This window comes from Pseudomonas sp. COR18, assembly GCF_048568395.1.
Classification (GTDB): domain Bacteria; phylum Pseudomonadota; class Gammaproteobacteria; order Pseudomonadales; family Pseudomonadaceae; genus Aquipseudomonas; species Aquipseudomonas fuscovaginae_B.
In genome coordinates, this window is record NZ_CP183808.1 from 1449342 (window position 1) to 1476308 (window position 26967).

The following is a 26967-nucleotide window of genomic DNA, read 5'->3' on the forward strand; positions in this document are numbered from 1 at the left end:
GCTGTGGCTGCTCTCGATATGCCGCACCAGCTCCTGGGCATGCCCGGACAGGCGCAGCGAAGCGTCGCCGATGCGCCCGACCACCGAGCCGACCTGGGCTTCGAGCATGCGCAGGGCAAACTCGATCTGGCCGAATTCGTCACTGCGGCCGGTATAGATCGCCTGGCTCAACGGGTTGTCGGCCAGGTTGCGGGCCCGCACCGTCAGGCGGGCGAACGGTCGCAGGGCCCCGTGAAAGATGGCGCCGCACAGGGCACTGCCCAGGCCCCAGAGCCCCAGTTCGACCAGCAGCGGCTGCGGCGACAACCAGTCGCCCAACGCCAGGGTCGCGGCAAACGCCAGGCTGGACTGCAGCGTCAACCGCCCGGTCAAGCCAACCTTGGGCAGACGCCGGCGCCATGACCGACGCCCGCTGCGCAACTCGCCATAACAGCGCTCGGCCGCCTCGATCTGCCTGGCCCCGGGCTGGGTCCGTACCGACTGGTACTCCACCGTCTGGCCGTTGCGGCTCACCGGCGAGGCATAGGCGCTGACCCAGTAGTGATCACCGTTCTTGCAGCGGTTCTTCACCATGCCCATCCACGAGCGACCGGCCTTGAGGGTCTGCCACATATGGGCGAACGCCTCCGGCGGCATGTCGGGATGACGCAACAGATTATGCGGCGAGCCCAGCAACTCTTCGCGGCTGTAGCCGCTGATCTTCATGAAGTCCGGGTTGGCGTAGGTGATGGCGCCTTTCAGGTCGGTGGTCGAAAGGATATTGGCGTCGCGGGCAACCTCGACGTTTCGGCCGGTAACCGGGAGATTGATCTTCATGGAAGGCGCGCTCGAATTATTGGGAAGAGTCGGCAGGGCGTCGACTCTAAGCGGACCAAAATCCAAAACACTGATCCAGATCAGCTTTAGGGCACACGGCGAACGCGCCGGCCAACCGTCACTTGTAGAACAGATCGACGACCACCTCGGCGGAGAACGGCCCGGCCCTGGGGCGGTCACTGTTCCACACCAGTTCGGCATCGAAGCTGGCCGTGGCGGCATGGGTGCCGCCCAGCAGTTCGGCCAGGTGGAAGGAACGGCTGTACGGGATCGGCGCCCCGCCACCGGCCCTGACGATACGAATGCCGACGCCGTCGTTGCCGTTGGGGATCAGCAACTCGCCGGCCAGGGTGCCCGACACCGGCTTGAGTCGCGCATCCAGGCTGAAGGCACTGTCGCAGGTACGGCTGGTGTGCAGGGCAAACGGACGCCGTTCGATCACCTGCCCAACGACCACGTTCTGGATCGCGACTCGCCCGAAATCGACGGTCTCGGGGATGACCTGCAACTGCGCGTCACAGGCCACGAAGCGCAGGCCGCCGAGGTTGTTGATCACGTAGTTGAGCGAATTGCCGTCGCTGCCCGACCCACTGCCGCCATCGAGCTGGAACAGCCGGTAATCCTGCAATTGGCTGGCCACGCCCGAGGGTGGCGTCGGGCCGAACTTTTCGATGAACAGCGAGAAGCCCAGATTGAAACTCAGCGGCGCACAGGCCTGGGCGTTGCCGCAGGCCGGCAGGCTGCGGCCGGTGGCGATGCGGCCATGGCTCTGGCGATGGTCGACCCCGTCGAGAGTCAGCCCCAGGCGAATGCCCTGGCCGACCACCTGGCGAGCCGGATTGAGGTAGAGATAGACCTCCTCCGTGGCGCCTGCCCCCTCCCTGACGCACTCGACCGCCAGATTGAGCGGTTCCGAACGCCAGACCAGCGTGCCGTTGGGCGACGACGCCGGAATCGCCACGCTGCTGCCGAGATCGGCACTGGCCACCAGCGCCCCGCTGCCTTGCAGGGTACAGGTGAGGGCAAAACAACTGGCGGGGCTGAGCAGGCCAAGCAGCAACAGGCAGCGTCGCCAGGTCATGCGAGACATCCTAATCATGGGCGGATCCGTTCCGGGAAAGAGAAGCGTCGCCGACCAGCGACGCGTTGAAAGGTGCACCGAAATCGAATCGGGCACGGTAGGCACGCTGGCCGCCGTAATCGGTCAGCGCGTTGAACCGCAGCCAGGCCGGACGGACCGCCAGGGCGCGGGAGCTGAGCAGCAGTTCACGGCGCCCGCCCGGCGGTATGAGCAGGTCATCACCGAGCGGGTGACGGCCCTGCTCGCCGGCCAGTTCGAGGCCCAGCAGCGCCGCATGGAAGTCCGTCGGGTTCTCCACCTTGAGGCGGGGCACGCCGCTGGCATCGCGCTCCAGTCTCCAGCGCAGGCGTTGCGGGGTCTGTGCCGGATCACCGGCCAGACCCGCCGGGCGGAACAGCACGTTGATCCGCTGGCGGATGGCGATGCTCAAGCGACTGTCGCCGGCCTGCGTCCGGGGGATTTCCATGACGTACAGGTGCAACAGCGACTCCCGTCCGGTCGGCATGCCCCGTCCTTCGTACATCAACCGCAGCGCCTGCCGGCCTTCGGGCGCCAGCCGCGCGATCGGCGGCGTCAGCACGAACGGCAGGTGATTGGGGTGGCTGTCTTCGTGCCCCTCGAGCCAGGCCTGCAGCAACACCTCCTGGCGACCGCGATTGCGCGCCTCGATGCTCACATCGCGAAAGCGCCCGTCGAACACCAGGCGTGTGCCGCTCAGGGACACGCTTGCCAGCACCGGCGCCGCCACGACCAGGCCCAGCAGCAGGCCGAATATCCGCAGACCGTTCACCGGCACACCTCCCTGACCCGGTCGTAGGTCAGTTGCGGGTCCCGCGGCGGCAGACGGAACTGGAACTGGCAGCCATGCCCCGACCAGCGGACCTGCAGCGTTCCCTGTTCCTGCTCGCTGAGCACCAGGGCGCGACTGGTCGGGTCCACCACGGCGAGCACCTTGCCCTGGGCATCCTGGACGCTGGCACCGAACGGCAGGGCGCTGCCATCGGCCAGGCTCAGTTCGAACTGCACCCGGCGCCCGGCACTGGCCTTGAACAGCGCGTGGGTCGACGAACCACGACGTGGCACCACCTGCACGACGGCGTTGTCCACCTCGACATCGGCGCCCAGGCGGCGCGTGTCCAGGCTGACCCAGTTGGCCCGATAGGGCTGCACGTACGGCACCACGGCAAAGCCGTTGCGCCCGGTCTCGACGCCACCGAAGTTGTTGAAATGCGCACCGCGCACACCCGGTACCTCGGCCAGCACGAAGGTGTCGCCCAGGGACTGCCCCAGGTTCACTCCACCGGCATGGGCGACCAGCGACCCACGCGCGCCCAGGTTCCAGCTGTTGAAATCCTGGCCATGGCTGTAGCCGGCCTCGAAACGACCGACGGAGGTGGTGGCATTCACACTGGCGGAACCGGCACGGGCACCGCTGCCGTCATTGCCGACCAGGACCGAGTAGAAGGCATTCCGGTCGAGCACGCGCCCGGTCAGGCCGGCCATCACGCTGGAGTCGCCCTGGTTGTCGCGCACTGCCGTCAGCGAGGCGCGGGTCGAGCGCTCATGCCGGCCCAGCGGCAACGACAGGGTCAGGGTGAACTGGTGGTCAGTGGCGACCCGGCCGTCGAGATCGGCCGAACGGGTGCGATCCAGGGACAGGCTGTAGCTCAGATCGCGCCAGTAGCCGCCATAGGTGGCGTTGAACTGGCGCGACTTGCCCGGCAGATTCCAGTAGCGCTGCTCCAGGGCGGTAAAGCTGAAGGTCCCCGTTTCCAGGGGTTGGCTGAGGGTGATGTCGAAACGGTCACGGGCCCGGCCGAGCGAAGTGCGCGTCAGGTTGCTGCGTTCCTCCACGTGCTGCTCGAAGCTGCGGTAGTGCTCGCTGGAGTAACGATAACCGGCCAGGGCGAAGGTGGTCCGGGTGGCATTCAGGGTATTGGCATAACGCAGGCGCAGGCTCTTGCCGCCCAGGTCGGTAGCGCCCTGGTGACTGACCGAATGGGTCAGGTCGGCCGACACCGCACCCACGCCGGTGTTGACCCCCACCCCGAGGTTGCTGGCCTCGAAGCCGTCCGCCACCTGCACCCCACCAAAACCGCTGAGCCGTTCACTCAAGCCGTAGATCAGGGTGGTACTGGCAAATCCGGGGTTCATCTGCCGACTGTCGTTGCTGTCGTACTCGCCGGCCTCGACGCTGTAGCTGAAGGAGCCCCTGGGCAGCATCAACGGCAGCGAGGCGAACGCCTGGACGAAGGTACGTTGCCGGCCATCCGCCTCGATCACCGTTACCAGCAGGTCGCCGTTGGAACCACTGGGATAGAAGTCATTGATCTCGAACGGGCCGGGCGGCACGTTCGCGCTGTACAGCAGGTAACCGGCCTGGCGAATCTCCACGGTGGCGTTGCTTTCGGCGACGCCCCGGATGACCGGCGCATAGACCCGCTCGCTGTCGGGCAGCATGCCGTCGTCCGATGCCACCTGGACGCCACGGAAACGTACACTGTCGAACACCCGTGAGTCGGTGTAGGTCTCGCCCAGGGTCAGTTGGCCCTTCCAGGCGGTCAGGTCGCGCTGGGCGTAGGTCTGGTTGCTGGTGAAGCGGGTGGACTGCAAGTCGCCATGGACCAGCGAGGATTCGTTGCGCAAGCGCCAGGGCCCGAGGTTCAGGCCATTGCGCAGGCCCAGGTAGTAGCTGTCGGTCTTCTGCCGATCGAACTCGCGGCGATTGCCGTTGAAGGAATAGCTGACGAAAGCACTGTTGACGCCCTGGTCCCACAGCTCCGGCGACAGGTAGCCACGGGCATCGCGCCGCAGGGCGACCTGCGGCACGCTGAGGTTGAGGGCCAGGCTGTTGGGCTGGTAGTCGACGCTGGCCCGCTCCAGTTGGCCGAGGTCGAAACACTGCTCGCCCGCGCTATCCGGCGACACCCTGCCCAGGCTGGCCAGGCGTTCGGTATCCAACCCCAGGTCCCGCAGCAGGTCCGGGGTCAGGCAGGGCTCGACCCGCCCGCTGGAGCTGTCCCGATTGAAACGCACATCACGACGGGCACTGAGGACCCGGTTCAGGTAGATATCCACCCGATAGAGGCCCGGCAGTACGCTGTTACCCTCCAGAAACGCGCGGATATCCGCCGGCTGCTCGCCACCATGGATGAACGCGGTATTGAATCGCAGGCCCTCTTCGACCGGCTCGGCCAGCGCCACGTCCGGCACCAGCAGGAACAGCCCCAGGGACAGTGGCAGGCGTGCCTGCCGGTTCACGTTCTGCAACAGGGGGAATGTCGCGGCCTCCGTTTTCCCACGACACGATGACACCAGAACTTCCTTTGTTCTTCGATAGAGCCAGTCCATTTGCAACCTTCACTCAATGTCTTGAGATATTTGTTAAAGGCGAACGCCTTCGCGCACAGGCTCTTGCGAGGGTGCGGCCATTTTGAAAAGGGGTGGGTGGGAGACGGCGGCGCTAATCCTCGACCCACAGGGCCTGGCCGGTTTTCCAGTCGGAAAGTCGATAGGCCACAACGGCACCGTGGTCGTTGATGCTCTTGAAACTCAGCCGAGCCTGCTGCGGCGTCACCGACACCGGCAGGCTGAACTCCCGCGCCTGTCCGGGCGCCAGCATCGAGTTGCGGTGATGCAGCAGTCTGCGCTCACCACCGAACAGCTCGATATCCACCAGGGTGACGTGAAACGGCCCGGGGTTGCTCGCCACCAGCACACCTCCGGGCTTGAGGCGCCAACGGACTTGCCGGGGCGCCAGTTCCGGGTCGGCCATCAACTGGCGGGGGCGATAGAACACCTTGATACGCTGGCGAATACCGATCTGCAGCGTGTTCTCCTGTTCGCTGGCCTGGGGTATCTCCTGGACATTCAGCCAGAACAGCGACTCCCGGTCAGTCGGCATGTCGGCCCCGGAGTGAATGATCCGTACCGTCTGCCGCCCGCCACCCGACAACGGCACCAGGGCCGGGACGACGGCAAACGGCAGGTCCGCCGCTGTCGCATCGTCTGCCTCCAGCCAGGACTGCAAGAGGATGGTGGACTTGTTGCGGTTCGACACACTGAGCACCGCTTCCCTGTCCTGCGCCGGGTACACCAGCCGGGTGCTGTTCAGCACAATCCCGGCCTGGGCATGCCCCCACGCCCACGCGACCAGCGCCACGCCGATCATCGATCTCGTCAACTTGCGCATGTTGCGTTCCATCTGTTTGGAAGAAACGGAGCCTTGCAGCTCCGTTCAGGCCCATGACTCAGTTGTAGGTCAGCACGAAGGGCACCGTGCCCGTGGCTGCGCCAGGTACGGTGGACACGCCGTTCTTCACGAACAGTGCACGCAGCGACAGGGTGCCGCTGGAGCCGCTGCCGCTGGGTTGCAGAATGCCGTCGATGGTGTCGGTGGGGTCCTGGATATTCAGGAAGTTATCGTTATCCCGACGAACCAGGCCGATACCAACGCCTCTGGCGGCACCGCTGGTCGGCAGCAGATAGGGGTCGCCCTGATCGACCTGGGCCGGGCGGAATGACATGTGCACGGTGCTTTCAGCCGCCGGCTGCAGGCAGGTCACCAGCAGGTCGATATCCTTGGCCGTGCCCAGGCGGGACTCGGTACGGTTGCCGATATCGGCAAAGGAAACCCGCCCGAGATCGACCGGGATATTGTCGGCCGAACCGCCCCCGGACGACACCTCGCAACTGGTGTTGGTCAGTGCACCGGTAAAGTTCAGCGTGCCACCGTTGGCCGCGTGGGCGGAGCCCGCCACGCCAAGGGCTGAACCCAATAGAACCAACATCACGGAAATCTTTTTCATGCGAACACAATCCTTCGAGTTAATCGTTTGCACCCATCACTTGGGTGGCGGCCAATATAGTCGGGGATCGTCATTCGAACTATCAGATCCGGCCTTATTCAAGGGGCCGATTCAACCCGCCGCCAGGACATCTGCCTCCGTCAGAAGAAAATGTCATTCGACGCACACAGAAAAGTGACCAGGACAGTGTTTAAGATTAAAAAGACTATCGATGAAAGCGGCCATGAGCGAACTCACGAAAATCACAAAAGCAAAATCATCGATATCTTTTTAATTATATCGATCAACAGGTTAGGCAGGCCGATCGCGAAGAGAGTTAGGCAATGTCAACTTGATGCCGGATATTTCGCGATACTGCACCCGCCTTTATACGGCCAGGATAATACCGATGTCATGCCACACGTTCAGTTCTATAGATACGTGATTGTCACGACTCCCTGCGGGGACAGCTTTTTCACGCTGGGAGCCTTGCCTGGCAAGGGTTGGAAGCGAGTGCTAAAGGGCAATATGCCATTACCACAGGCATTATCCGCAGTATCAACCCACAGTGTTACACCGGGTGCGACCTTGAGACGTTCAGAAACGCCATGGTTATGTACCGAGGCCGATGTCACCTCACACGCCGCCTCGACAATCTGGCCACTGAAACGAATTTGCCCGGCATTGGCCGCCGCCACGCTGGAACAAACTCCCATCAACAACAGGACACCAAATACCGATAGTGTGTATTTCATATCAACCACTCCCAAACAGGGTGACCCCCATATCAATTAAAGCCCACGCGAGCGCATTCCACCGAAAAAACGAGGAATATCCGTAGGACTTCTTATATTCAATTAAACATACGACCCGGGAACACAACCGCCTGCACAGATATGCCCATTAAAAAGCAGGCAGCCGATAATCCGGCCTATATCCCGCTTTATCGCCTGTAACATTTATTTCTTTAATGACTGTCCAAGCGGGCCGTAGCTGACAGCCGTGTCAGTTAGCCGTCACCGTGCTGACCGGATGGCGGGGTTATAAAGAGGCTACTGTTCTGCCAGCATTGGCCTTCCTTCCATTCGTACCGGCTTTTTGACACCATGCACATCCCGAAGAAAACCCTGTTGGGCCTTGCCGCGATCCTGGTGGTGGCCGCCGGTGCCACCTGGACATTGACCCGCACCGCTCCCGTCCGGCACGCCGGCAACGCGCCGATCCCGGTCAAGGTCATCCACGTGGTGCAACAGGACGTCCCGCGTTATGCCAGCGGCATCGGTACGACCCTGTCACTGCATAGCGTGGTGATCCGCCCACAGATCGATGGCATCCTCACCCGCCTGCTGGTCAAGGAAGGGCAACTGGTCAAGGAAGGCGACCTGCTGGCGACCCTTGATGACCGCTCGATCCAGGCCAGCCTGTCCCAGGCCAAGGCACAACTGGCGCAAAGCCAGGCGCAATTGCAGGTGGCCGAGGTCGACCTCAAGCGCTACAGGCAGTTGACCGTCGACAACGGGATCTCGAAGCAGACCTACGACCAGCAGCAGGCCCTGGTCAACCAGCTCAAGGCCACCACCCTCGGCAACCAGGCGGCGATTGACGCGGCGCAGGTGCAACTGTCCTATACCCGGATCCGTTCGCCGGTGACCGGCCGGGTCGGTATCCGCTCCGTCGATGAGGGCAACTTCCTGCGCATGAGTGATGCCCAGGGCCTGTTTTCCGTGACCCAGATCGATCCGATCGCCGTGGAGTTCTCCCTGCCGCAACAGATGCTGCCAACCCTGCAGGGGCTGCTTGGCGCCGACAGGCCAGCAGCGGTGAAAGCCTACCTGGGCGACGAAGGCCACGGTGACAGCCTGCTCGGCTCCGGTCATCTGACGCTGATCGACAATCAGGTCTCGGCCACCACCGGCACCATCAAGGCCAAGGCCGAGTTCAGCAACCCGAGTCAGAAGCTGTGGCCGGGCCAACTGGTCAATATCAAGATCCAGACCGCCCTCGACCGCGGCGCCCTGGTGGTACCGCCGACGGTGGTGCAACGCGGCCTGGACGGCTACTTCGTCTACCGGGTCAAGGACAAGGGCGTGGAAGTGGTGCCGGTCCAGGTGCCTTACCAGGACAGCGAACAGAACATCATCCAGGGCGTGCAGGCCGGCGATCAGTTGGTCAGCGACGGCCAGTCGCGACTCAAGCCCGGCGCCCTGGTCGAGATACTCGGTGCGCCCGGGCTGGCCGGGCAGGCCGTGGCCGGAGAACCCAAGCCATGATCAAGGACAGCCGCGGCGTCTCGGCCTGGTGCATCAATCACCCGGTGGCGACCATCCTGCTCACCTTCGCCCTGGTCCTGCTCGGGCTGATCGCCTTCCCGCGGCTGCCGCTGGCACCGTTGCCGGAGGCCGAATTCCCGACCATCCAGGTGTCCGCGCAACTGCCCGGTGCCAGTCCGCAGACCATGGCGTCTTCGGTGGCGACACCGCTGGAAGTGCAGTTCAGCGCCATCCCCGGCGTGACCCAGATGACCTCCAGCAGTGCCCTGGGTACCACCACCCTGACCCTGCAATTCACCCTGAGCAAAAGCATCGATACCGCCGCACAGGAGGTCCAGGCGGCGATCAACACCGCCTCGGGCAAGCTGCCCAAGGACATGCCGACCCTGCCCACCTGGCGCAAGGTCAACCCGGCCGACAGTCCGGTGCTGATCCTGAGTGTCAGTTCCAGCCAGATGCCCGGCACCGAACTGAGCGACTATGCCGAGACCCTGCTGGCCCGCCAGCTCAGCCAGATCGATGGCGTCGGCCAGATCAACATCACCGGCCAGCAGCGTCCGGCCATCCGCGTGCAGGCTTCGGCGGACCGCCTGGCGGCCATCGGCCTGACCCTGGCCGACCTCCGCCTGGCGATCCAGCAGACCAGCCTCAACCTGGCCAAGGGCGCCCTGTACGGCAAATCGAGCATCTCGACCCTCTCGACCAACGACCAGTTGTTCCAGCCGCAGCAGTACGGTGAGCTGATCGTCTCCTACAAGAACGGCGCGCCGGTGCAGCTCAAGGATATCGCCCGGGTGGTCCGTGGCTCCGAAGACGCCTATGTGCAGGCCTGGTCCGGCGATGTGCCGGGGGTGAACCTGGTGATCTCGCGCCAGCCGGGGGCGAACATTGTCGAAACCGTGGAGCGGATCAAGGCCGCCCTGCCGGGCCTGGAGGCCATGCTGCCGGCCTCGGTGCAGGTCAGGGAACTGATCGACCGCACCCAGACCATCCGCGCCTCCCTGCATGAAGTGGAAATGACGCTGCTGATCGCCATCCTGCTGGTGGTGGCGGTAATGGCGCTGTTCCTGCGCCAGCTGTCGGCGACCCTGATCGTCTCGGCGGTGCTCGGCGTGTCGCTGGTGGCCAGCTTCGCACTGATGTACGTGATGGGCTTCAGCCTGAACAACCTGACCCTGGTGGCGATCGTCATTGCCGTCGGCTTCGTGGTGGACGACGCGATCGTCGTGGTGGAAAACATCCACCGACACCTGGAGGCCGGCGACGGCATGCGCGAAGCCGCCATCAAGGGTGCCGGGGAGATCGGCTTCACCGTGGTCTCCATCAGCTTCTCGCTGATCGCCGCCTTCATCCCGCTGCTGTTCATGGGCGGGGTGGTGGGCCGGCTGTTCAAGGAGTTCGCCCTGACCGCGACCTCGACTATCCTGATCTCGGTGGTGGTCTCGCTGACCCTCGCCCCGACCCTGGCGGCCCTGTTCATGCGCGCGCCGGTGCATCACGAGCACGCCAGGGCGACTGTCGGCGAGCGCCTGCTGGCACTCTACGAACGCGGCCTGCGTCGTGCCCTGGCCCACCAGAAACTGATGTTCGGGATTTTCTGCCTGACCCTCGGCCTGGCCGTGGCCGGCTACGTATTCATTCCCAAGGGTTTCTTCCCGGTGCAGGACACCGGCTTCGTGCTGGGCACCACCGAGGCCGCCGCCGATGTCTCGTTCGACGACATGGTGGCCAAGCACAAGGCCCTGGCCGAAATCGTCGCCGCCGACCCGGCGGTACAGGCCTTCTCCCACTCGGTGGGGGTCTCGGGCACCAACCAGACCATCGCCAACGGCCGCTTCTGGATCGCCCTCAAGCCCCGTGACCAGCGCGACGTGTCCGCCAGCGCCTTCATCGACCGGATCCGGCCGCAGTTGATGCGGATCCCCGGCATCGTGCTCTACCTGCGCGCCGGCCAGGATATCAATCTCAGCTCCGGGCCGAGCCGGGCCCAGTACCAGTACGTGCTCAAGAGCAACGACGGCGACCTGCTGAACACCTGGACCCAGCGCCTAACGGAAAAGCTGCGGGCCAACCCGGCGTTCCGCGACCTGTCCAACGACCTGCAACTGGGTGGCAGCATCACCCACATCACTATCGACCGGCGGGCCGCCGCGCGCTTCGGCCTGACCGCCAGCGATGTCGACGAAGCGCTCTACGATGCGTTCGGCCAGCGCCAGGTCAACGAGTACCAGACCGAGACCAACCAGTACAACGTGATCCTCGAGCTGGACACCGCCCAGCGTGGCAAGGCCGAGAGCCTGAACTACTTCTACCTGCGTTCGCCGCTGACCGGCGAGATGGTGCCGCTGTCGGCCCTGGCGCGCTTCGATGTGCCCACCAGCGGGCCGCTGTCGATCGCCCACGATGGCATGTTCCCGGCCGCCAACCTGTCGTTCAACCTCAGCCCCGGCGTGGCCCTGGGCGACGCGGTGCTGCTGCTTGACCAGGCGAAGAACGAGATCGGCATGCCGGCCTCCATCAGCGGCAACTTCCAGGGCGCGGCCCAGGCCTTCCAGAGCTCCCTGGCCAGCCAGCCGTGGCTGATCCTCGCGGCACTGGTGGCGGTGTACATCATTCTCGGCGTGCTCTACGAGAGTTTCGTGCACCCGCTGACGATCATCTCCACCCTGCCCTCCGCCGGCCTCGGCGCACTGATCATGCTCTGGCTGCTGGGCCAGGATTTCTCGATCATGGCGCTGATCGGCCTGGTGCTGCTGATCGGTATCGTGAAGAAGAACGGCATCCTGATGATCGACTTCGCCCTCGAGGCCCAACGGGGCGGGCTGACGCCCGAGCAAGCCATCTACAAGGCCTGTGTCACCCGCTTCCGACCGATCATCATGACCACCCTGGCGGCCCTGCTCGGCGCCCTGCCGCTAATGCTCGGCCACGGTACCGGCGCCGAACTGCGCCAGCCACTGGGGATCGCCGTGGTCGGCGGCCTGCTGGTGAGCCAGGCGCTGACGCTGTTCACCACGCCCGTCATATACTTGTGGCTCGAGCGGCTTTTCCATCGGCCCCAACCGGCAGCCGTGCCGGCGATCACTCATTGAGGCTGAGCCATGCGTGTCCTGATTATCGAAGATGAAGAAAAAACCGCCGACTACCTGCATCGCGGCCTGACCGAGCAGGGCTACACCGTCGACCTCGCGCGCGATGGCGTCGGCGGCCTGCACCTGGCGCTGGAAAGCGATTACGCGGTGATCGTCCTCGACGTGATGCTGCCGGAACTCGACGGCTTTGGCGTGCTCAAGGCCCTGCGGGCACGCAAGCAGACCCCGGTGATCATGCTCACCGCCCGCGAGCGGGTCGAGGACCGCATCCGTGGCCTGCGCGATGGCGCCGACGACTACCTGGGCAAACCGTTTTCCTTTCTCGAACTGGTGGCCCGCCTGCAGGCCCTGACCCGGCGCAGCGGCGGCGGCCATGAGCCGGTGCAGATCAGCGTCGCCGACCTCTGGGTCGACCTGATCAGCCGCAAGGCCAGCCGCGCTGGCCAGCGCCTGGACCTGACCGCCAAGGAGTTCTCGCTGCTCAGTGTGCTGGCCCGGCGCCAGGGCGAAATCCTCTCGAAGACGGCGATTGCCGAGATGGTCTGGGATATCAATTTCGACAGCGATGCCAACGTCGTCGAGGTGGCGATCAAGCGCCTGCGCGCCAAGCTCGACGGCCCGTTCGAACAGAAACTGCTGCACACCATCCGCGGCATGGGTTATGTGCTGGAGAGCCGCGGTGTCGACTAACTCCATCGCCCTGCGCCTGAGCACCCTGTTCAGCCTGGTGGCGCTGCTGGTGTTCCTGCTGATCGGCGGTGCGTTGTACCTGCAGGTGGAAAAGGGCCTGGGTCTGCTGCCCGAAGCTGAACTGGATGCGCGCTACAGCGTGCTCGAATCCTCGATCAACCGTTTCGGCACGCCGGATCACTGGGCCAAGTTCAGCGCCAAGCTCAAGCAACTGGGCGAGGAGGACAAGCGCATCCGCTTCTGGGTGGTCAGCAGCGACCCGAACTATGAATACGGCGCGCCCGATGCGCAGATCCGCGCCTTCGCCGCCGGCCCCAGGGGCATGCGTGACCTGCAGTTGCCGGGGCACGCCTACCCGTTCAAGGTGCTGCTCAATACCATGCCGGCCAAGGACCAGCGGCCGCCCTTGCAGTTCCTGATCGCCATCGACACCGAGACCTTCCGTCAGACCCAGCACCAGTTGCTGATCGCCCTGGTCAGCCTGGCGATAGTCGGTGTGCTGCTGGCCTCGGCCCTGGGCTACTGGGTCGCCCGGATCGGCCTCAAGCCGTTGATCAAGCTGTCACAGGAGGCCGGCAAGCTGGCCCCGCCACGCCTGACCGGACGCCTGCAGCTGTCGCCGCTGCCGCCGGAGCTCAGCCAGTTCGTCAATGCCTTCAACTCGACCCTGGAGCGGGTGGAACAGGCCTATTCGCGACTGGAATCGTTCAACGCCGATGTCGCCCACGAACTGCGCTCGCCGCTGACCAACCTGATCGGCCAGACCCAGGTGGCACTGACCCGCGGACGCTCCGCCGAACATTACTTCGAGGTGCTGCAATCGAACCTCGAGGAACTGGAGCGCCTGCGCTCGATCATCAACGACATGCTGTTCCTGGCCAGCGCCGACCAGGGCAGCAAGGCCACCAAGCTGATCAGTACCTCGCTGGCGGCAGAGGTGGCGACGACCCTCGACTACCTGGATTTCATTCTCGAGGACGCCCGGGTCCGGGTCGAGGTCAGTGGCGATGCCCTGGTGCGGATCGAGATCGCCCACCTGCGTCGGGCGCTGATCAACCTGCTGAGCAACGCGGTGCAACACACCGCGCCCGAGCAGGTGATTCTGGTACGCATCGAGCAGGAGGGCGGGCAGGTGACGATCGCGGTGTCCAACCCTGGGGAAACCATCGCCAGCGAGCATCTGTCGCGCCTGTTCGAACGCTTCTATCGAGTCGATGCCTCACGCAGCAACAGTGGCGCCAACCATGGACTGGGCCTGGCGATCGTCAAGGCGATCGCGCTGATGCACGGCGGCGATGTGTTCGTGCACAGCGGCGACGGCGTCAATACCTTCGGCATCCATCTCCCCGCCTGACGCTCTCCCGACAGGGACTGTTGCCCAGAACGTAACAGTCCTTCAAGCGGGCCGGTCTTTTTCCAGGCCCCCAGGGCATTTAACCTTGCCTCAACCAACAGCACTTGCTCAGCAAGAAGGTTCTTTAAAATGTCCAGTTCCATGGGTATGGCCAGTCTCTTTGTCCTGTCCGCTGTCATGTTGTCGCCTCTGGCGCACGCCGAGGAGTCCCAGTCTTTCGTCGCGCAGAACGCCGCCCGGGCCGCTGCCCGCCAGGATCACGTCGAAATGACCGCCAAGGCCCAAAGCCGCACGCCAGAGCGGCCCAGCTCGGTAAATCCGGCTCAGCCGGACAGCGCCAGGGACAGCTGAAAGCTGCCCGCAGAACGTTTCCCTCTCCATCGATCCAGTTTCCTGCCCGGGATCGATGGCTTCAAAAGCCGCTGATACAGCGGCTTTCTTTATTGTCGCCTGCCGCCTGCGTCACGCAACAGGAACGACCGTCTCATCGATTCAAGTAGCTCGACAGTCATGAAGATCGCCCTCTCACTCAGGCCGATCTTCATTGCTCCGGCTGCAACGATGTCGAACGCTGCCCAGGCCGGCGAAGGCTCCAGCATCCTGCCAGCGAACGTCCGCTACGTGGTGCAGGAGGCCAGGCCAGGGAGCTGGCGATCCGCCTGCGGTGGGCGAGCAACCGCAGCAGTGCGGGCTGTTCGGCGGTCGACGAGTATCGGGTCATCGTCGACTACCCGGTGAATATCTTCTAGCATTCGGTAAAGGGTCAGCTGGCGGAGGCTGGCCTTTTTTACGCTGGGGCTTTATACAGGCCCCGACACCCCCGAGCAGCATGAGGTTTGCCATCAATCACTCTTCGAACCGTTCGGCAATGCCTCGCCTGCTGCTGGTACTGGGCAGCGGCCTCAGCGTCAGCGCGATCCTCGGCATCGTCATCTATCTGCTGATCCGTGAACGGGGCAGCGCGGAACTGGTGGCCACGCGTGCCGCCACGAACATCGTGCAACTGATCGACGCCGATGTCCTGCGCAATGCCGAACTCTACGACAAGTCACTGCAGGACCTGATTGCCGCGGCGCGGCGCGAGGACCTCAAGCACGTCTCGCCGCAGGTTCGTCACCTGGCGCTGTTCGACAGCGCCACGGCGTCCCCGCAGAAGGGCGATATCCTGCTGCTCGACAAGCATGGCGAGGTGATTGCCGACTCGTCCTCGGTCGAGCCCCGGCCAGGCAACTTCGCCGACCGCGAATACTTCAAGGCCCATATCGACAACCCCAGCCCGACAATGATGGTCAGCCATCCGTTCCTCGCCCGCGGGCGCATGATCGACTGGCGCATCGGCTTCAGCCGCCGGGTATCGTCGCCCGAAGGCGAATTTCTCGGCGTGGCCCGGGCCGCGATACGCCTGAGCTACTTCAACGAACTGTTCAAGACCCTGAATATCGGTGCCAGCAGTACGGTCAACCTGCTCAGCAGCGATGGCATCCTGCTCGCCCAGGAGCCGCTGATGAGTGCCGACATGGTCGGCAAGGACTTCAGCCAGCGTCCCAACTTCCTGCGCATCGTGCATGAGGGCAATGGCAGTTTCAGCGCGATCTCCGGTGTCGACGGCAAGCAGCGGCTGTATACCTTTTCCCGGGTCGGCGAATTGCCGCTGATCGTGGTGGTGGCACTGTCGGAGGAAGAAGTCTATGCCGCCTGGTGGCGTACCACCTGGCTGGTGGGCAGCGCCACCGGCGGGTTGTGCGCCGGCCTGTTGTGGCTGAGCTGGCTGCTGGCGCGGGAACTGCGCCGACGCCAGCGGGCCGAGCAGGAACTGGCCGAGCTGGCCACCACCGACAGCCTCACGGGCGTCGCCAACCGCCGGGCCCTGGACCAGTCGTTGCTGCACGAATGGAACCGGGCACAACGCTCAGGCCAGCCGCTGTCGCTGCTGATGATCGATGCCGACCACTTCAAGGCGTTCAACGACAGCCATGGGCATCCGATGGGCGACGAAGCCCTGCGTCGAATCGCCCGGGTGATCGGCGAGAACATTCGCCGCCCGGCTGACCTGCTCGCGCGTTATGGCGGCGAGGAGTTCGCGGTGATCCTGCCCCAAACCGACGAGAACGGCGCCCGTTGCCTGGCCGGGAAGATTCTGAATGCCATCCGGCAGATGCCAGCGCCGGTCGCCGGGGCCTGCCCTCTAACCGTCAGTATCGGCGCCAGCACCCGATTGGTTTCCCGCGAAGCCGTCAGCGCCGGGGCCAACATCGAGCAACTGCTACAGGCTGCCGACCAGGCGCTGTACCAGGCCAAGCACAACGGTCGCGACCAGGTGGTTCACGCCGCGGACATCGAACTCGCGGCATAAAAAAAGGCTGCCCGGGGGCAGCCTTTGAAGAACAACAAAAGGAGAAAGTCGTTACACGGCCGCAACGGGACGCATGTACGAGATCGGCGCCGTGCTGGCGTCTTCGAAAGTCACCACTTCCCAGGCATCCTTCTGCTCGATGAGCTTGCGCAGGAGCTGGTTGTTCAGCGCGTGACCGGACTTGAAGCCCTTGAACTCACCAATCAGGCTGTTGCCCAGCAGGTAGAGGTCACCGATGGCGTCGAGGATCTTGTGCTTGACGAATTCGTCTTCGTAACGAAGGCCGTCTTCGTTCAGTACACCGTCCGAGTCGACCACGATGGCGTTTTCCACGCTGCCGCCGAGTGCGAGGTTGTGCTTGCGCAGGTACTCGATATCACTCATGAAGCCAAAGGTACGGGCGCGGCTGACTTCCTTCACGAACGACGTGCTGGAGAAATCCACGCTGGCACTCTGGGTGCGGTCACGGAACACCGGGTGATCGAAATCGATCTCGAAGCTCACCTTGAACCCGTCGAAAGGCACGAAAGTGGCGCGCTTGTCGCCGTCTTCCACTGTGACTTCGCGCAGGATGCGGATGAACTTCTTGGCTGCGTCCTGTTCTTCCAGGCCGGCGGATTGAATCAGGAATACGAAGGGTCCAGCGCTGCCGTCCATGATCGGAACTTCGGACGCGGAGAGCTCGACGTAGGCGTTATCGATGCCCAGGCCAGCCATGGCCGAGAGCAAGTGCTCCACCGTGTCCACTTTGGTGTCACCGTTGACCAGGGTGGTCGACATGGTGGTTTCACCAACGTTTTCCGCGCGCGCAGGAATCTGCACCACAGGGTCGAGGTCGGCACGACAAAACACGATGCCGGTATCCACGGGCGCTGGTTTGAGGGTCAGATAGACCTTCTCGCCCGAGTGCAGGCCGACACCTGTAGCACGGATAATATTTTTCAGGGTGCGTTGTTTAATCATGGCTTTGGCCGCTTCAGCGCAAATTGCGAACAGGTATCAACAAAGGCTGGCGATAATATCAGACCAGACCTTTGCTGAACACCAATCACCCTAATACTCCTGATACATTCCATCAATCGGCCTGACGACGCAGGAAGGCCGGGATATCCAGATAGTCCAGATCGTCCTGCGGGTTCATCTTCGCGGCAGTCGCAGCACCGGCCTGGGCCTGGTTGCGCATGACGGTCGGACGATCCAGGTCGCGGTAGTTCACCGACGGCAGTTCCTGACGCGCGGCAGCAGGTGCCTGGGTGGTGGCCGGTTGGCTGGCGGCGGTCTGCAGGGTGTTGTCGATGACCTTCACAGGCTTCTCGATGCGGGCACCCAGACCGGTGGCAACCACGGTCACGTGCAGTTCGTCGCGCATGTCCGGATCGATAACGGTACCGACCTTGACCATCGCCGCTTCCGAAGCGAAGGCCTCGATGATGCTACCCACGTCGGAGTACTCGCCCAGGGACAGGTCGGGACCGGCGGTGATGTTCACCAGGATACCGCGCGCGCCCTGCAGGTTGACGTCTTCGAGCAGCGGGTTGCGGATCGCCGCCTCGGTGGCTTCACGTGCACGGTTGGGACCGCTGGCGCAGCCAGTGCCCATCATCGCCATGCCCATCTCGCTCATCACGGTACGCACGTCGGCGAAGTCGACGTTGATCATGCCCGGACGCTTGATGATGTCGGAGATACCGCGAACGGCACCGGCCAGCACGTCGTCGGCCTTGGCGAAAGCCGACAGGAGGCTGGCGTCCTTGCCCAGGATGGTCAGCAGCTTCTCGTTGGGAATGGTGATCAGCGAGTCGACGCTGTCGCTCAGGGCGCGGATGCCCTCGTCAGCGATCTGCATGCGCTTGCGCCCTTCGAACGGGAACGGACGGGTCACCACCGCAACGGTGAGAATGCCCATTTCCTTCGCCACTTCGGCGATGATCGGCGCTGCACCGGTACCCGTACCGCCGCCCATGCCGGTGGTGATGAACACCATGTTGGTGCCCTGCAGCACTTCGGCGATGCGCTCGCGGTCTTCCAGAGCGGCCTGGCGGCCGACTTCCGGATTGGCACCGGCACCCAGGCCCTTGGTCACGCCGGTGCCCAGTTGCAGGATGGTCCGCGCGCCGATGTTCTTCAGCGCCTGGGCATCGGTGTTGGCGCAGATGAATTCGACGCCTTCGATGTTGGTCTTGACCATGTGGTTGACGGCATTGCCGCCGCCACCGCCGACACCGATAACCTTGATTACCGGGCTTTGTGGGACGTTGTCTACGAGTTCGAACATGTTCCCTCTCCTTTCATTTCTCTAGTTTTTTCGCCTACTTCTACTGCTTTGAAACTTTAAAAGTTGCCCTGGACCCAGCGCTTCAGGCGCTCGAATACAGGAGCTTTCTGCTCTTCATCGCGATAGTCGTTTCTGTTGCCGCCGTTGTAACCGGACAGGGAAATGCCGTCCGACTGCTTTTGCAGCCCGTACAGCAACAGCCCCACCCCAGTTGAATAGATTGGATTGCGGACCACGTCGGACAGCCCCTTGACGGTGTGCGGAACACCCAGGCGGACCGGCATGTGGAAAATTTCTTCGGCCAGCTCGACCGCGCCTTCCATCTTCGAGGTACCACCGGTCAGCACGATGCCGGCCGGAATCAGGTCTTCGTAGCCGCTGCGACGCAGCTCGGCCTGGATCAGCGTGAACAGTTCGTCGTAACGCGGCTCGACCACTTCGGCCAGGGCCTGGCGCGACAGCTCGCGCGGCGGACGATCACCCACGCTCGGGACCTTGATGGTTTCGCCGGCACCGGCCAGCTTGGCCAGGGCGCAGGCATAGCGGATCTTGATCTCTTCGGCGTACTGGGTCGGAGTGCGCAACGCCATGGCGATATCGTTGGTCACCTGGTCGCCGGCGATCGGGATCACCGCGGTATGGCGGATCGCACCTTCGGTGAAGATGGCGATGTCGGTGGTTCCGCCGCCGATGTCCACCAGGCACACGCCCAGTTCCTTCTCGTCGTCGGTCAGTACCGAATAGGCCGAAGCCAGCTGCTCGAGGATGATGTCGTCGATTTCCAGACCGCAACGACGTACGCATTTCTCGATGTTCTGTGCCGCGTTCACCGCGCAGGTGACCACGTGGACCTTGGCTTCCAGACGCACGCCGGACATGCCCAGGGGCTCGCGCACGCCTTCCTGGTTGTCGATCACGTAGTCCTGCGGCAGGGTGTGCAGTACCCGTTGGTCGGCCGGGATCGCCACGGCCTGGGCCGCATCGAGCACGCGTTCCAGGTCCGCCGAACTGACTTCGCGATCACGGATGGCGACGATGCCATGGGAGTTCAGGCTGCGGATGTGATTGCCCGCCACGCCGACGAACGCCGAGTGGATCCGGCAGCCGGCCATCAACTGCGCCTCTTCCACCGCCCGCTGGATCGATTGAACGGTCGACTCGATATTCACCACCACACCCTTCTTCAGGCCGCGGGAGGGATGAGTGCCGATACCGACGATTTCCACTGTGCCATCGGCCGCAACCTCGCCCACCAGCGCCACCACCTTGGAGGTGCCGATATCCAGTCCGACGATCATTTTGCCGCTTTGCACGTTTGCCATGGTCCTGCCTCTTCTTAATTCTTCGCAACGGCGGGTTTGTCCGCTACGGGTGCCACAGGTTCCCGCCATCCGACGGCCAGGCCGTTGGCGTAGCGCAGATCGATGCTGGCAATGTTCGTAATCTGTTCTTTCAGCGTTTTTTCATAAATGGCAATGAAACGGCGCATCTTCTCGACCAGATGGTCGCGGCCCAACAACAACTGGATGCCCGGCCCCGCGCTGCCCGCGCCGGTGGTCAGGAACCAGCTGCCCCGTTCCCGCAGTTCCAGCCGGGCGATGGAGAACCCCAGCGGGCGCAACATCTGGCTCAGGACCTGGTACTGCTGCATCACCTGCTGTTGGGCCCGCTGCGGGCCGAACAACTGTGGCAGATGTTCGTAGTTCGCCAGTTCCCGCGGCGCGAACGCCTGGCCCTGGTTGTTCAGCAGCGCCTCGTCGCCCCAGCGGGCCACCGGCAACTGCTCTTCCAGGCGGATCACCACCTGGTCCGGCCAGACCCGGCGGACTTCGGCGTGGGCGATCCACGGCATGGTTTCCAGCTCGGCGCGCATACCCGCCAGGTCGATGGTGAAGAAGCTCGCCGCCACGTACGGCGCGATCCGCTGCTGCACCGCCTGCTGGCTGATGTAGCTCAGGTCGCCCTGAACGTTGATCTTGCTGATCGGCCGATCCGCATAGGGCAGCAGGCGCTGGGCTCCCTCGTAGGTGCCAAAGCCCAGGGCCACCAGCAGGACCGGCCACATCAGGCGCTTCAGGAAGCCGAAGTTGGCTTTCGGCAGACGCGCCGACACCGGCTCCTTGGCCACCATTCGACTGGCGCCCCGCGGCACCGGCTTGTTACGGCCGGAACCGGGTGGCTGATGACGAATCTGCGCGCCGTGCATGGCTCGTTAACCTCTCGGTCCTGGATTGCTGGCGACACTTTCCGCCAGGATCGCCAGCACCAGTTGCTGGAAATCGAGGCCGGCCGCACGTGCCGCCATGGGTACCAGACTGTGGTCGGTCATGCCCGGGGCGGTGTTGACTTCCAGGAACCAGAACTGGCCCTCGGCGTCCTGCATCACGTCGGCACGCGCCCAACCGGCGATACCGAGCGCCTCGCAGGCTTTCGCCGTGAGGTCCATCAGTTCCTTTTCCTTGGCAGTGTCGAGGCCACAAGGGATCCGGTACTGGGTATCGGATGCCAGGTACTTGGCGTCGTAGTCGTAGAACGAATGCGGGGTGCCGAGGGCGATCGGCGGCAGAACCTGGCCACGCAGCGTCGCAATGGTGAACTCCGGACCGTGAATCCACTGTTCGACCAACACTTGCGAGTCGTAGGTGGCGGCGGCTTTCCAGGCGGCGATCAATTCGTCGACGCTGGTCACCTTGGCCATCCCGATACTGGAGCCTTCATGAGCAGGTTTGACGATCAAAGGGAAACCCAGTTCCGCACCGGCTGAAATACAGTCGGCTTCGCAACCCAGCACGGCGTGGCGCGGGGTTGGAATACCCAGGCTGTGCCACACCTGCTTGGTGCGCAACTTGTCCATGGCCAGGGCCGAGGCCAGGATGCCGCTACCGGTGTAGGGAATCTCCAGGCACTCCAGCAGGCCCTGCATGCTGCCGTCTTCACCACCGCGACCATGCAGAATGATGAAGGCCCGGTCGATCTTCTCGTTCAGCAGGCGCTGCAACAGATCGTCGCCGACGTCGATACCGAAGGCGTCGACGCCAGCGCCCTGCAGTGCCTCAAGCACGGCGGCGCCGGATTTCAGCGAAACCGGACGCTCGGCGCTCTTGCCGCCGTACAGCACGGCGACGCGACCGAAGTCCTTCGGCTCGAGGGTCGAAAACAGGTTGGCGTAGGCGGCGGTCATTTCGATTTCTCCGCGCCGGCAGCGGCAACCGCACCTGCGAACAGCGAACTCTTGAGCAATTGCGGCGCGAGGCCACCGATATCACCGGCGCCCTGGCACAGCAGGATGTCGCCCGGTTGCAGCAGTGGCTTGACCAGCGGCGCCAGGTCCACGCCACGCTCGATGTAGATCGGATCGAGCTGGCCACGCTGGCGGATACTGCGGCACAACTGGCGGCTGTCCGCACCGGGAATGGCCTCTTCGCCCGCCGGATAGACTTCCATCAGCAGCAGCACGTTGGCGTCGGCCAGGACTTGGACGAAATCGTCGTACAGGTCGCGGGTACGGGTATAGCGATGCGGCTGGTAGACCATCACCAGGCGGCGCTCCGGCCAGCCACCACGCACGGCCTTGATCACTGCCGCGACTTCGGTCGGGTGGTGGCCGTAGTCGTCGACCAGCATCACGCTGCCGCCGTCCACCGGCAGTTCGCCGTAGACCTGGAAGCGCCGACCGACACCCTGGAAGCCCGACAGGCCCTGGACGATGGCTTCATCGCTGATGCCCTCGTCGGTGGCAATGGCGATGGTGGCCAGGGCGTTCAGCACGTTGTGGTTGCCCGGCATGTTCACCGACACGTTCAGCGGCTCGCGATCGCGGCGCAGCACAGTGAAGTGGGTCTGCATGCCGGCCTGGCGGATATTGATCGCGCGCACGTCGGCGTCTTCGTGAACCCCGTAGGTCACGGTCGGACGCGCGATCTGCGGGAGAATTTCGCGCACCACCGGATCGTCCAGGCAGACCACGGCCAGGCCGTAGAACGGCAGGTTGTGGAGGAACTCGACGAAGGTCTTCTTCAGCTTGCTGAAGTCACCCTCGTAGGTGTCCATGTGGTCGGCGTCGATGTTGGTGACCACGGCGACCAGCGGCTGCAGGTGCAGGAAGCTGGCATCGCTTTCATCGGCTTCGGCGATCAGGTAGCGGCTGGTACCGAGCTGGGCATTGGTACCCGCGGCATTCAGCCGGCCGCCGATGACGAAGGTCGGATCGAGGCCGCCAGCGGCGAACACCGAAGCGATCAGGCTGGTGGTGGTGGTCTTGCCATGGGTACCGGCCACGGCGATGCCGTGGCGATAACGCATCAGTTCGGCGAGCATCTCGGCCCGCGGCACCACCGGAATACGACGTTCCAGGGCGGTCGCGACTTCCGGGTTGGACTTGTTCACGGCGCTCGACACCACCAGCACGTCGGCGCTGGCGGCGTTCTCGGAACGATGGCCGATGAAGATCTTCGCGCCAAACGACTCGAGCCGGTCGGTGACCGGCGAGGTCTTCAGGTCGGAACCGGACACTTCATAGCCCAGGTTCAGCAGTACTTCGGCGATCCCGCACATGCCCACGCCGCCGATCCCGACGAAGTGGATGCGACGGATGCGGCGCATTTCCGGTTGCGGGATGGCTTTCTGACTCTCAACCATGGGCCACCTCCAGGCAGATCTCGACGACGGTGCGGGTAGCATCGGGCTTGGCCAGGCGGCGTGCGGTGCTCGCCATGGTGTTCAGTCGTTCCGGTTGCATCAAAACCTCTGTCAGGCGTGCCGCCAGATCGGCGGCGCCAGTCGTTCTTTGCGGCAGCAGGAAGGCAGCGCCCTCCCCGGCCAAATATTCGGCATTGCGAGTCTGGTGGTCGTCGATCGCATGGGGCAGAGGCACCAGCAACGAGGGCAGACCGGCAGCAGCCAGTTCACTGACGGTCAAGGCGCCTGCGCGACAGACCACCAGGTCGGCCCAGCCATAGGCTTGGGCCATGTCCTTGATAAAGGGCGCCACCTGCGCCTCGACACCCGCCGCCTGGTAGCGTTCGGCGGTCACTTGGTCGTGGTTGCGACCGGCCTGGTGGAAAACCTCCGGGCGGTACTCGGCCGGTACCTGGGCCAGGGCCTCGGGCAGCAGCTTGTTCAACGGTTCGGCGCCAAGGCTGCCACCGAGGATCAGCAGGCGTGCCGGACGGCCGCCCAGGGCCTGGCGCGGAGTCTCCAGGAACAGCTCCGGCCGCACCGGGTTGCCAGTGGTACGACGCTTGTCCGAGGCGCCAAAGGTATTCGGGAAAGCTTCGCAGACCCGTGCCGCCAGCGGCACCAGCAGCCGATTGGCGGTACCCGCCACGGCATTCTGCTCGTGCACGATCACCGGAACGCCAGCCAGGCGCGCGGCGACCCCACCAGGACCGGTGACATAACCACCAAAGCCCAGCACGCAGACCGGCTTCAGTTGGCGGATCACCTTGTGCGCCTGCCAGATCGCCCGCAACAGCACGAACGGCGCCTTGAGCAGCGACAGCTTGCTCTTGCCACGCAGGCCGGCGACGTTGATCAGGTGCAGCGGCAACCCGGCATTGGGCACCAGTTCGTTTTCGATACCGCGCGGCGTGCCCAGCCAGTGCACGGTGAAGCCCCGCGCCTGGAACTCGCGGGCACACGCCAGCGCCGGGAACACGTGGCCGCCGGTGCCGCCGGCCATGATCAGTACGTTAGCGGCCATAGGGAGTGTCCTCAGCAAAGTCGCTTTCATCGAACTCCATCTCTTCGCTGCCCAGGTGGGTTCGACTCTCCCACTCGATGCGCAGCAACAGGCCGAGACAGGCGCAGCAGATCACCAGGGAGCTGCCACCGTAGCTGAGAAACGGCAGGGTCAGGCCCTTGGTCGGCAGCAGGCCGACGTTCACGCCGATGTTGATCAGGAACTGGCCGATCCACAGGAACGCCAGGCCGTAGGCCATGTAGGCGGCAAAGAACTGCTTGGCCTTCTCCGCCCACAGGCCGATGTACATGGCCCGCACGCTGACGAACACGAACAGTGCGACAGTGCACAGCGAGCCCACCGCACCCAGCTCTTCGGCGAGTACGGAGAACACGAAGTCGGTATGGGCTTCGGGCAGGTAGAACTGCTTCTGCACGCTGTTGCCCAGGCCGACCCCCAGCCACTCGCCACGACCGAAGGCGATCAGCGCCTGGGTCAGCTGGTAGCCGGAACCGAACTGGTCGGCCCAGGGGTCGGTGAAGGTGGTCAGACGGGCCATCCGGTAGGGTTGCGCCTTGATCAGCACCACCACCGCGACCACGGCCAGCAACACCATCAAGCCGAAGCGCAACAGCCCGACGCCGCCGAGGAACAGCATTGCCGCCGCGGCCCCCATCATCACCACGGTGGCCCCGAAGTCCGGCTCCATCAGCAACAGGCCGGCCATCGGCAGCAGTACGACGAACGGCTTGAAGAAGCCCATCCAGCTCTCGCGCACTTCCTTCTGCCGACGCACCAGGTAGCCGGCGAGGTAGATCACCACGAACACCTTGGCGATTTCCGAAGGCTGCACGTTGAAGAAACTGAACCCGATCCAGCGCATCGAACCGTTCACTTCACGGCCGATACCCGGCAGCAGCACCATCACCAGCAGGCCGAAGGCGCCCACCAGCATCATGAAGCCCATGCGCTGCCAGGTGGCGATCGGTACCATCATCGTGGCGATGCAGGCGCCCACGCCGATGACCAGATAGATCAGGTGGCGGATCATGTGGTACAGCGCGTTGCCCGATTGCACGGCAGCCACTTCGGAAGATGCCGAGGTGATCATCACCAGGCCGAGGCCGAGCAGCGCCAGGCAGCCGGCGAGCATCGGGAAATCGACGTCGACACCACGCCCGGTGATGATCGGCGACGGATACGGCTTGAGGATATTGAAATTCATGCCAAGCCCTCCACGGCACTGGCGAACAGGCGCCCGCGCTCTTCGAAGTTCCTGAACATGTCGAGGCTGGCGCAGGCTGGCGACAACAGCACGGCATCGCCGTCCCGGGCCAGCTCGGCGCTACGCCGCACCGCTTCGTCCAGGGTCTGCACACGAATCAATGGCACTTCGTCGCCCAGCGCCTGGGCCAGCAGTTCGGCATCGCGACCCAGCAGGACCACCGCCCGGCAGTGGGCCGCAACCGGCGCACGCAGGGCGGAAAAATCCGCGCCCTTGCCGTCGCCGCCGGCGACCAGCACCAGCTTGCCGTCGATATCGGCTCCCAGGCCCTCGATGGCCGCCAGCGCGGCACCGACATTGGTGGCCTTGGAGTCGTTGTAGTAGTTCACGCCGTTGTGCTCGCGCACCCATTGGCAGCGGTGTTCGAGGCCGCCGAAGGTGCGCAGGCTCGACAGCATCGCGTCGAACGGCAACCCCACGGCATGCCCCAGCGCCAACGCGGCCAAGGCATTGGACTGGTTGTGGGCACCACGGATCTTCAGCTCGCGCACCGGCATCAGGTTCTGGAACTCGAAGGCCAGGTATTTCTCGCCGCCTTCCTCGCGCAGGCCGAAAGCCTTGAAGTCCGGCTTGCCCAGACCGAAGGTCCAGCAGGGCAGGCCTTCGCTCATCAGCGGCCGGGACAGGGCGTCCTGGCGGTTGACCACCACCTGCTTCGCTCCGCGGAAGATCCGGTGCTTGGCCAGGTGATAGGCCGGCAGGCCGCTGTAGCGGTCCATGTGGTCTTCGCTGATGTTGAGCACGGTCGCCACCGCAGCGTTCAACTGGTCGGTGGTTTCCAGCTGGAAGCTCGACAGCTCCAGCACATACAGTTCGATATCGTCGCCGAGCAGGTCCAGCGCCGGGGTGCCGAGGTTGCCACCGACCGCCACGCGCTTGCCGGCAGCAGCCGCCATTTCGCCCACCAGGGTGGTCACGGTGCTCTTGGCGTTGGAGCCGGTGATGGCGACGATCGGCGCCTTCGCGTTACGCGCGAACAGCTCGATATCGCCGGACAGTTTAACGCCACGGGCCGCAGCCGCCTGCAACGCCGGGGTCGCCAGGGCCAGGCCCGGGCTCACGTAGAGTTCGTCGGCACGGCAGAGAAACTCGACATCCAGCTCGCCACAACGCACTTCCACCTGAGGGTAGTCACGGCGCAGCGTGGCCAGCTCCGGTGGATTCTCCCGCGTATCGGCCACCGCAAAGGCAACGCCCCGGTTCGCCAGGAAGCGAACCAGGGACATGCCGCTCTTGCCGAGGCCGACAACGATGCGGAAGTGGTCAGAAGCGATCAGCGACACG

The 26967-nt window shown here is 64.2% G+C and carries 21 protein-coding genes and 2 pseudogenes; 7 read left to right on the forward strand and 16 right to left on the reverse strand.

Features of this window, described 5'->3' with window-relative positions:
• Nucleotides 1-534: 534 nt before the first annotated feature.
• From ACM62G_RS06765 to ACM62G_RS06795, 7 genes and pseudogenes are all read right to left on the reverse strand, one after another.
• Nucleotides 535-1038: pseudogene (locus tag ACM62G_RS06765) on the reverse strand (PAS domain-containing protein); the annotation flags it as partial.
• Nucleotides 935-1915 carry a fimbrial protein gene (locus ACM62G_RS06770; protein ID WP_419736912.1) on the reverse strand — a complete coding sequence of 327 codons (981 nt, stop codon included), beginning with the start codon at nucleotides 1913-1915 and terminating at the stop codon, nucleotides 935-937. The pseudogene ACM62G_RS06765 and the gene ACM62G_RS06770, both read right to left, overlap by 104 nt.
• Nucleotides 1908-2687: a molecular chaperone gene (locus ACM62G_RS06775; protein ID WP_273825735.1), complete on the reverse strand. Its 780-nt coding sequence runs from the start codon at nucleotides 2685-2687 to the stop codon at nucleotides 1908-1910. The genes ACM62G_RS06770 and ACM62G_RS06775 overlap by 8 nt, the downstream gene beginning before the upstream one ends.
• Nucleotides 2684-5140, reverse strand: coding sequence for a fimbria/pilus outer membrane usher protein (locus ACM62G_RS06780; protein WP_419737491.1), 2457 nt, complete (start codon nucleotides 5138-5140; stop codon nucleotides 2684-2686). The genes ACM62G_RS06775 and ACM62G_RS06780 overlap by 4 nt, the downstream gene beginning before the upstream one ends.
• 220 nt (nucleotides 5141-5360) lie before the next feature.
• Nucleotides 5361-6089 (reverse strand): molecular chaperone, encoded by a 729-nt coding sequence (locus ACM62G_RS06785; protein WP_419736913.1) that lies wholly within the window; start codon nucleotides 6087-6089, stop codon nucleotides 5361-5363.
• 58 nt (nucleotides 6090-6147) lie between these two features.
• Complete coding sequence (locus ACM62G_RS06790; protein WP_054059851.1) at nucleotides 6148-6705, reverse strand: fimbrial protein; 558 nt, start codon at nucleotides 6703-6705, stop codon at nucleotides 6148-6150.
• Between the two features lie 410 nt (nucleotides 6706-7115).
• Complete coding sequence (locus ACM62G_RS06795; protein ID WP_160320648.1) at nucleotides 7116-7439, reverse strand: type 1 fimbrial protein; 324 nt, start codon at nucleotides 7437-7439, stop codon at nucleotides 7116-7118.
• 351 nt (nucleotides 7440-7790) lie between these two features.
• Between ACM62G_RS06795 and ACM62G_RS06800 the strand changes: the two genes are divergently transcribed.
• The 7 genes and pseudogenes from ACM62G_RS06800 to ACM62G_RS06830 all read left to right on the forward strand — a co-directional run bounded on the left by ACM62G_RS06800 (nucleotide 7791) and on the right by ACM62G_RS06830 (nucleotide 16443).
• Nucleotides 7791-8954 carry an efflux RND transporter periplasmic adaptor subunit gene (locus tag ACM62G_RS06800; protein WP_273825732.1) on the forward strand — a complete coding sequence of 388 codons (1164 nt, stop codon included), beginning with the start codon at nucleotides 7791-7793 and terminating at the stop codon, nucleotides 8952-8954.
• Complete coding sequence (locus ACM62G_RS06805) at nucleotides 8951-12046, forward strand: multidrug efflux RND transporter permease subunit (protein ID WP_419736914.1); 3096 nt, start codon at nucleotides 8951-8953, stop codon at nucleotides 12044-12046. Before ACM62G_RS06800 ends, ACM62G_RS06805 begins: the two co-directional genes overlap by 4 nt.
• Nucleotides 12047-12055: 9 nt before the next feature.
• Nucleotides 12056-12736, forward strand: coding sequence for a heavy metal response regulator transcription factor (locus tag ACM62G_RS06810; protein ID WP_017904851.1), 681 nt, complete (start codon nucleotides 12056-12058; stop codon nucleotides 12734-12736).
• Nucleotides 12726-14090: a heavy metal sensor histidine kinase gene (locus tag ACM62G_RS06815; RefSeq protein ID WP_054061931.1), complete on the forward strand. Its 1365-nt coding sequence runs from the start codon at nucleotides 12726-12728 to the stop codon at nucleotides 14088-14090. Before ACM62G_RS06810 ends, ACM62G_RS06815 begins: the two co-directional genes overlap by 11 nt.
• Before the next feature lie 129 nt (nucleotides 14091-14219).
• Nucleotides 14220-14441, forward strand: a complete 222-nt coding sequence (locus ACM62G_RS06820; protein WP_419736915.1) for a hypothetical protein — start codon at nucleotides 14220-14222, stop codon at nucleotides 14439-14441.
• Nucleotides 14442-14719: 278 nt separating this feature from the next.
• Nucleotides 14720-14839: pseudogene (locus ACM62G_RS06825) on the forward strand (OprD family outer membrane porin); the annotation flags it as partial.
• 119 nt (nucleotides 14840-14958) lie between these two features.
• Nucleotides 14959-16443, forward strand: coding sequence for a sensor domain-containing diguanylate cyclase (locus tag ACM62G_RS06830; RefSeq protein WP_419736916.1), 1485 nt, complete (start codon nucleotides 14959-14961; stop codon nucleotides 16441-16443).
• A 51-nt stretch (nucleotides 16444-16494) separates the two neighbouring features.
• Here ACM62G_RS06830 and lpxC read toward each other — a convergent pair whose 3' ends face one another.
• From lpxC to murD, 9 genes are all read right to left on the reverse strand, one after another.
• Entirely contained in the window at nucleotides 16495-17406 is a 912-nt protein-coding gene (lpxC, locus tag ACM62G_RS06835) for a UDP-3-O-acyl-N-acetylglucosamine deacetylase (RefSeq protein ID WP_010452622.1), read from the reverse strand.
• 112 nt (nucleotides 17407-17518) lie between these two features.
• Complete coding sequence (gene ftsZ, locus ACM62G_RS06840; protein WP_419736917.1) at nucleotides 17519-18718, reverse strand: cell division protein FtsZ; 1200 nt, start codon at nucleotides 18716-18718, stop codon at nucleotides 17519-17521.
• A 56-nt stretch (nucleotides 18719-18774) separates the two neighbouring features.
• Entirely contained in the window at nucleotides 18775-20040 is a 1266-nt protein-coding gene (gene ftsA / locus ACM62G_RS06845) for a cell division protein FtsA (protein WP_017904846.1), read from the reverse strand.
• Between the two features lie 14 nt (nucleotides 20041-20054).
• Nucleotides 20055-20924 carry a cell division protein FtsQ/DivIB gene (locus ACM62G_RS06850; RefSeq protein ID WP_054059858.1) on the reverse strand — a complete coding sequence of 290 codons (870 nt, stop codon included), beginning with the start codon at nucleotides 20922-20924 and terminating at the stop codon, nucleotides 20055-20057.
• Nucleotides 20925-20930: 6 nt separating this feature from the next.
• The gene (locus ACM62G_RS06855; RefSeq protein ID WP_419736918.1) at nucleotides 20931-21899 is read right to left on the reverse strand and encodes a D-alanine--D-alanine ligase; all 969 of its coding nucleotides are present in this window, start codon (nucleotides 21897-21899) and stop codon (nucleotides 20931-20933) included.
• Nucleotides 21896-23356, reverse strand: coding sequence for a UDP-N-acetylmuramate--L-alanine ligase (gene murC, locus ACM62G_RS06860; RefSeq protein WP_054059860.1), 1461 nt, complete (start codon nucleotides 23354-23356; stop codon nucleotides 21896-21898). Before murC ends, ACM62G_RS06855 begins: the two co-directional genes overlap by 4 nt.
• Entirely contained in the window at nucleotides 23349-24419 is a 1071-nt protein-coding gene (murG, locus tag ACM62G_RS06865) for an undecaprenyldiphospho-muramoylpentapeptide beta-N-acetylglucosaminyltransferase (RefSeq protein ID WP_054059861.1), read from the reverse strand. Before murG ends, murC begins: the two co-directional genes overlap by 8 nt.
• Nucleotides 24409-25623, reverse strand: coding sequence for a putative lipid II flippase FtsW (gene ftsW, locus ACM62G_RS06870; protein ID WP_054059862.1), 1215 nt, complete (start codon nucleotides 25621-25623; stop codon nucleotides 24409-24411). The genes murG and ftsW overlap by 11 nt, the downstream gene beginning before the upstream one ends.
• A complete protein-coding gene (gene murD, locus ACM62G_RS06875; protein ID WP_054059863.1) occupies nucleotides 25620-26966 on the reverse strand; it encodes a UDP-N-acetylmuramoyl-L-alanine--D-glutamate ligase in 1347 nt (448 codons plus the stop codon). The genes ftsW and murD overlap by 4 nt, the downstream gene beginning before the upstream one ends.
• Between the last annotated feature and the right edge of the window lies 1 nt (nucleotide 26967).

Bases quoted from the DNA above. Each gene is read 5' to 3' on its own strand.
- ACM62G_RS06770 (WP_419736912.1), bottom strand. From the start codon at position 1,915: ATGATTAGGATGTCTCGCATGACCTGGCGACGCTGCCTGTTGCTGCTT.
- ACM62G_RS06785 (WP_419736913.1), bottom strand. From the start codon at position 6,089: ATGCGCAAGTTGACGAGATCGATGATCGGCGTGGCGCTGGTCGCGTGG.
- ACM62G_RS06790 (WP_054059851.1), bottom strand. From the start codon at position 6,705: ATGAAAAAGATTTCCGTGATGTTGGTTCTATTGGGTTCAGCCCTTGGC.
- ACM62G_RS06795 (WP_160320648.1), bottom strand. From the start codon at position 7,439: ATGAAATACACACTATCGGTATTTGGTGTCCTGTTGTTGATGGGAGTT.
- ACM62G_RS06800 (WP_273825732.1), top strand. From the start codon at position 7,791: ATGCACATCCCGAAGAAAACCCTGTTGGGCCTTGCCGCGATCCTGGTG.
- ACM62G_RS06805 (WP_419736914.1), top strand. From the start codon at position 8,951: ATGATCAAGGACAGCCGCGGCGTCTCGGCCTGGTGCATCAATCACCCG.
- ACM62G_RS06810 (WP_017904851.1), top strand. From the start codon at position 12,056: ATGCGTGTCCTGATTATCGAAGATGAAGAAAAAACCGCCGACTACCTG.
- ACM62G_RS06820 (WP_419736915.1), top strand. From the start codon at position 14,220: ATGTCCAGTTCCATGGGTATGGCCAGTCTCTTTGTCCTGTCCGCTGTC.
- ACM62G_RS06830 (WP_419736916.1), top strand. From the start codon at position 14,959: ATGCCTCGCCTGCTGCTGGTACTGGGCAGCGGCCTCAGCGTCAGCGCG.
- lpxC (WP_010452622.1), bottom strand. From the start codon at position 17,406: ATGATTAAACAACGCACCCTGAAAAATATTATCCGTGCTACAGGTGTC.
- ftsZ (WP_419736917.1), bottom strand. From the start codon at position 18,718: ATGTTCGAACTCGTAGACAACGTCCCACAAAGCCCGGTAATCAAGGTT.
- ftsA (WP_017904846.1), bottom strand. From the start codon at position 20,040: ATGGCAAACGTGCAAAGCGGCAAAATGATCGTCGGACTGGATATCGGC.
- ACM62G_RS06850 (WP_054059858.1), bottom strand. From the start codon at position 20,924: ATGCACGGCGCGCAGATTCGTCATCAGCCACCCGGTTCCGGCCGTAAC.
- ACM62G_RS06855 (WP_419736918.1), bottom strand. From the start codon at position 21,899: ATGACCGCCGCCTACGCCAACCTGTTTTCGACCCTCGAGCCGAAGGAC.
- murC (WP_054059860.1), bottom strand. From the start codon at position 23,356: ATGGTTGAGAGTCAGAAAGCCATCCCGCAACCGGAAATGCGCCGCATC.
- murG (WP_054059861.1), bottom strand. From the start codon at position 24,419: ATGGCCGCTAACGTACTGATCATGGCCGGCGGCACCGGCGGCCACGTG.
- ftsW (WP_054059862.1), bottom strand. From the start codon at position 25,623: ATGAATTTCAATATCCTCAAGCCGTATCCGTCGCCGATCATCACCGGG.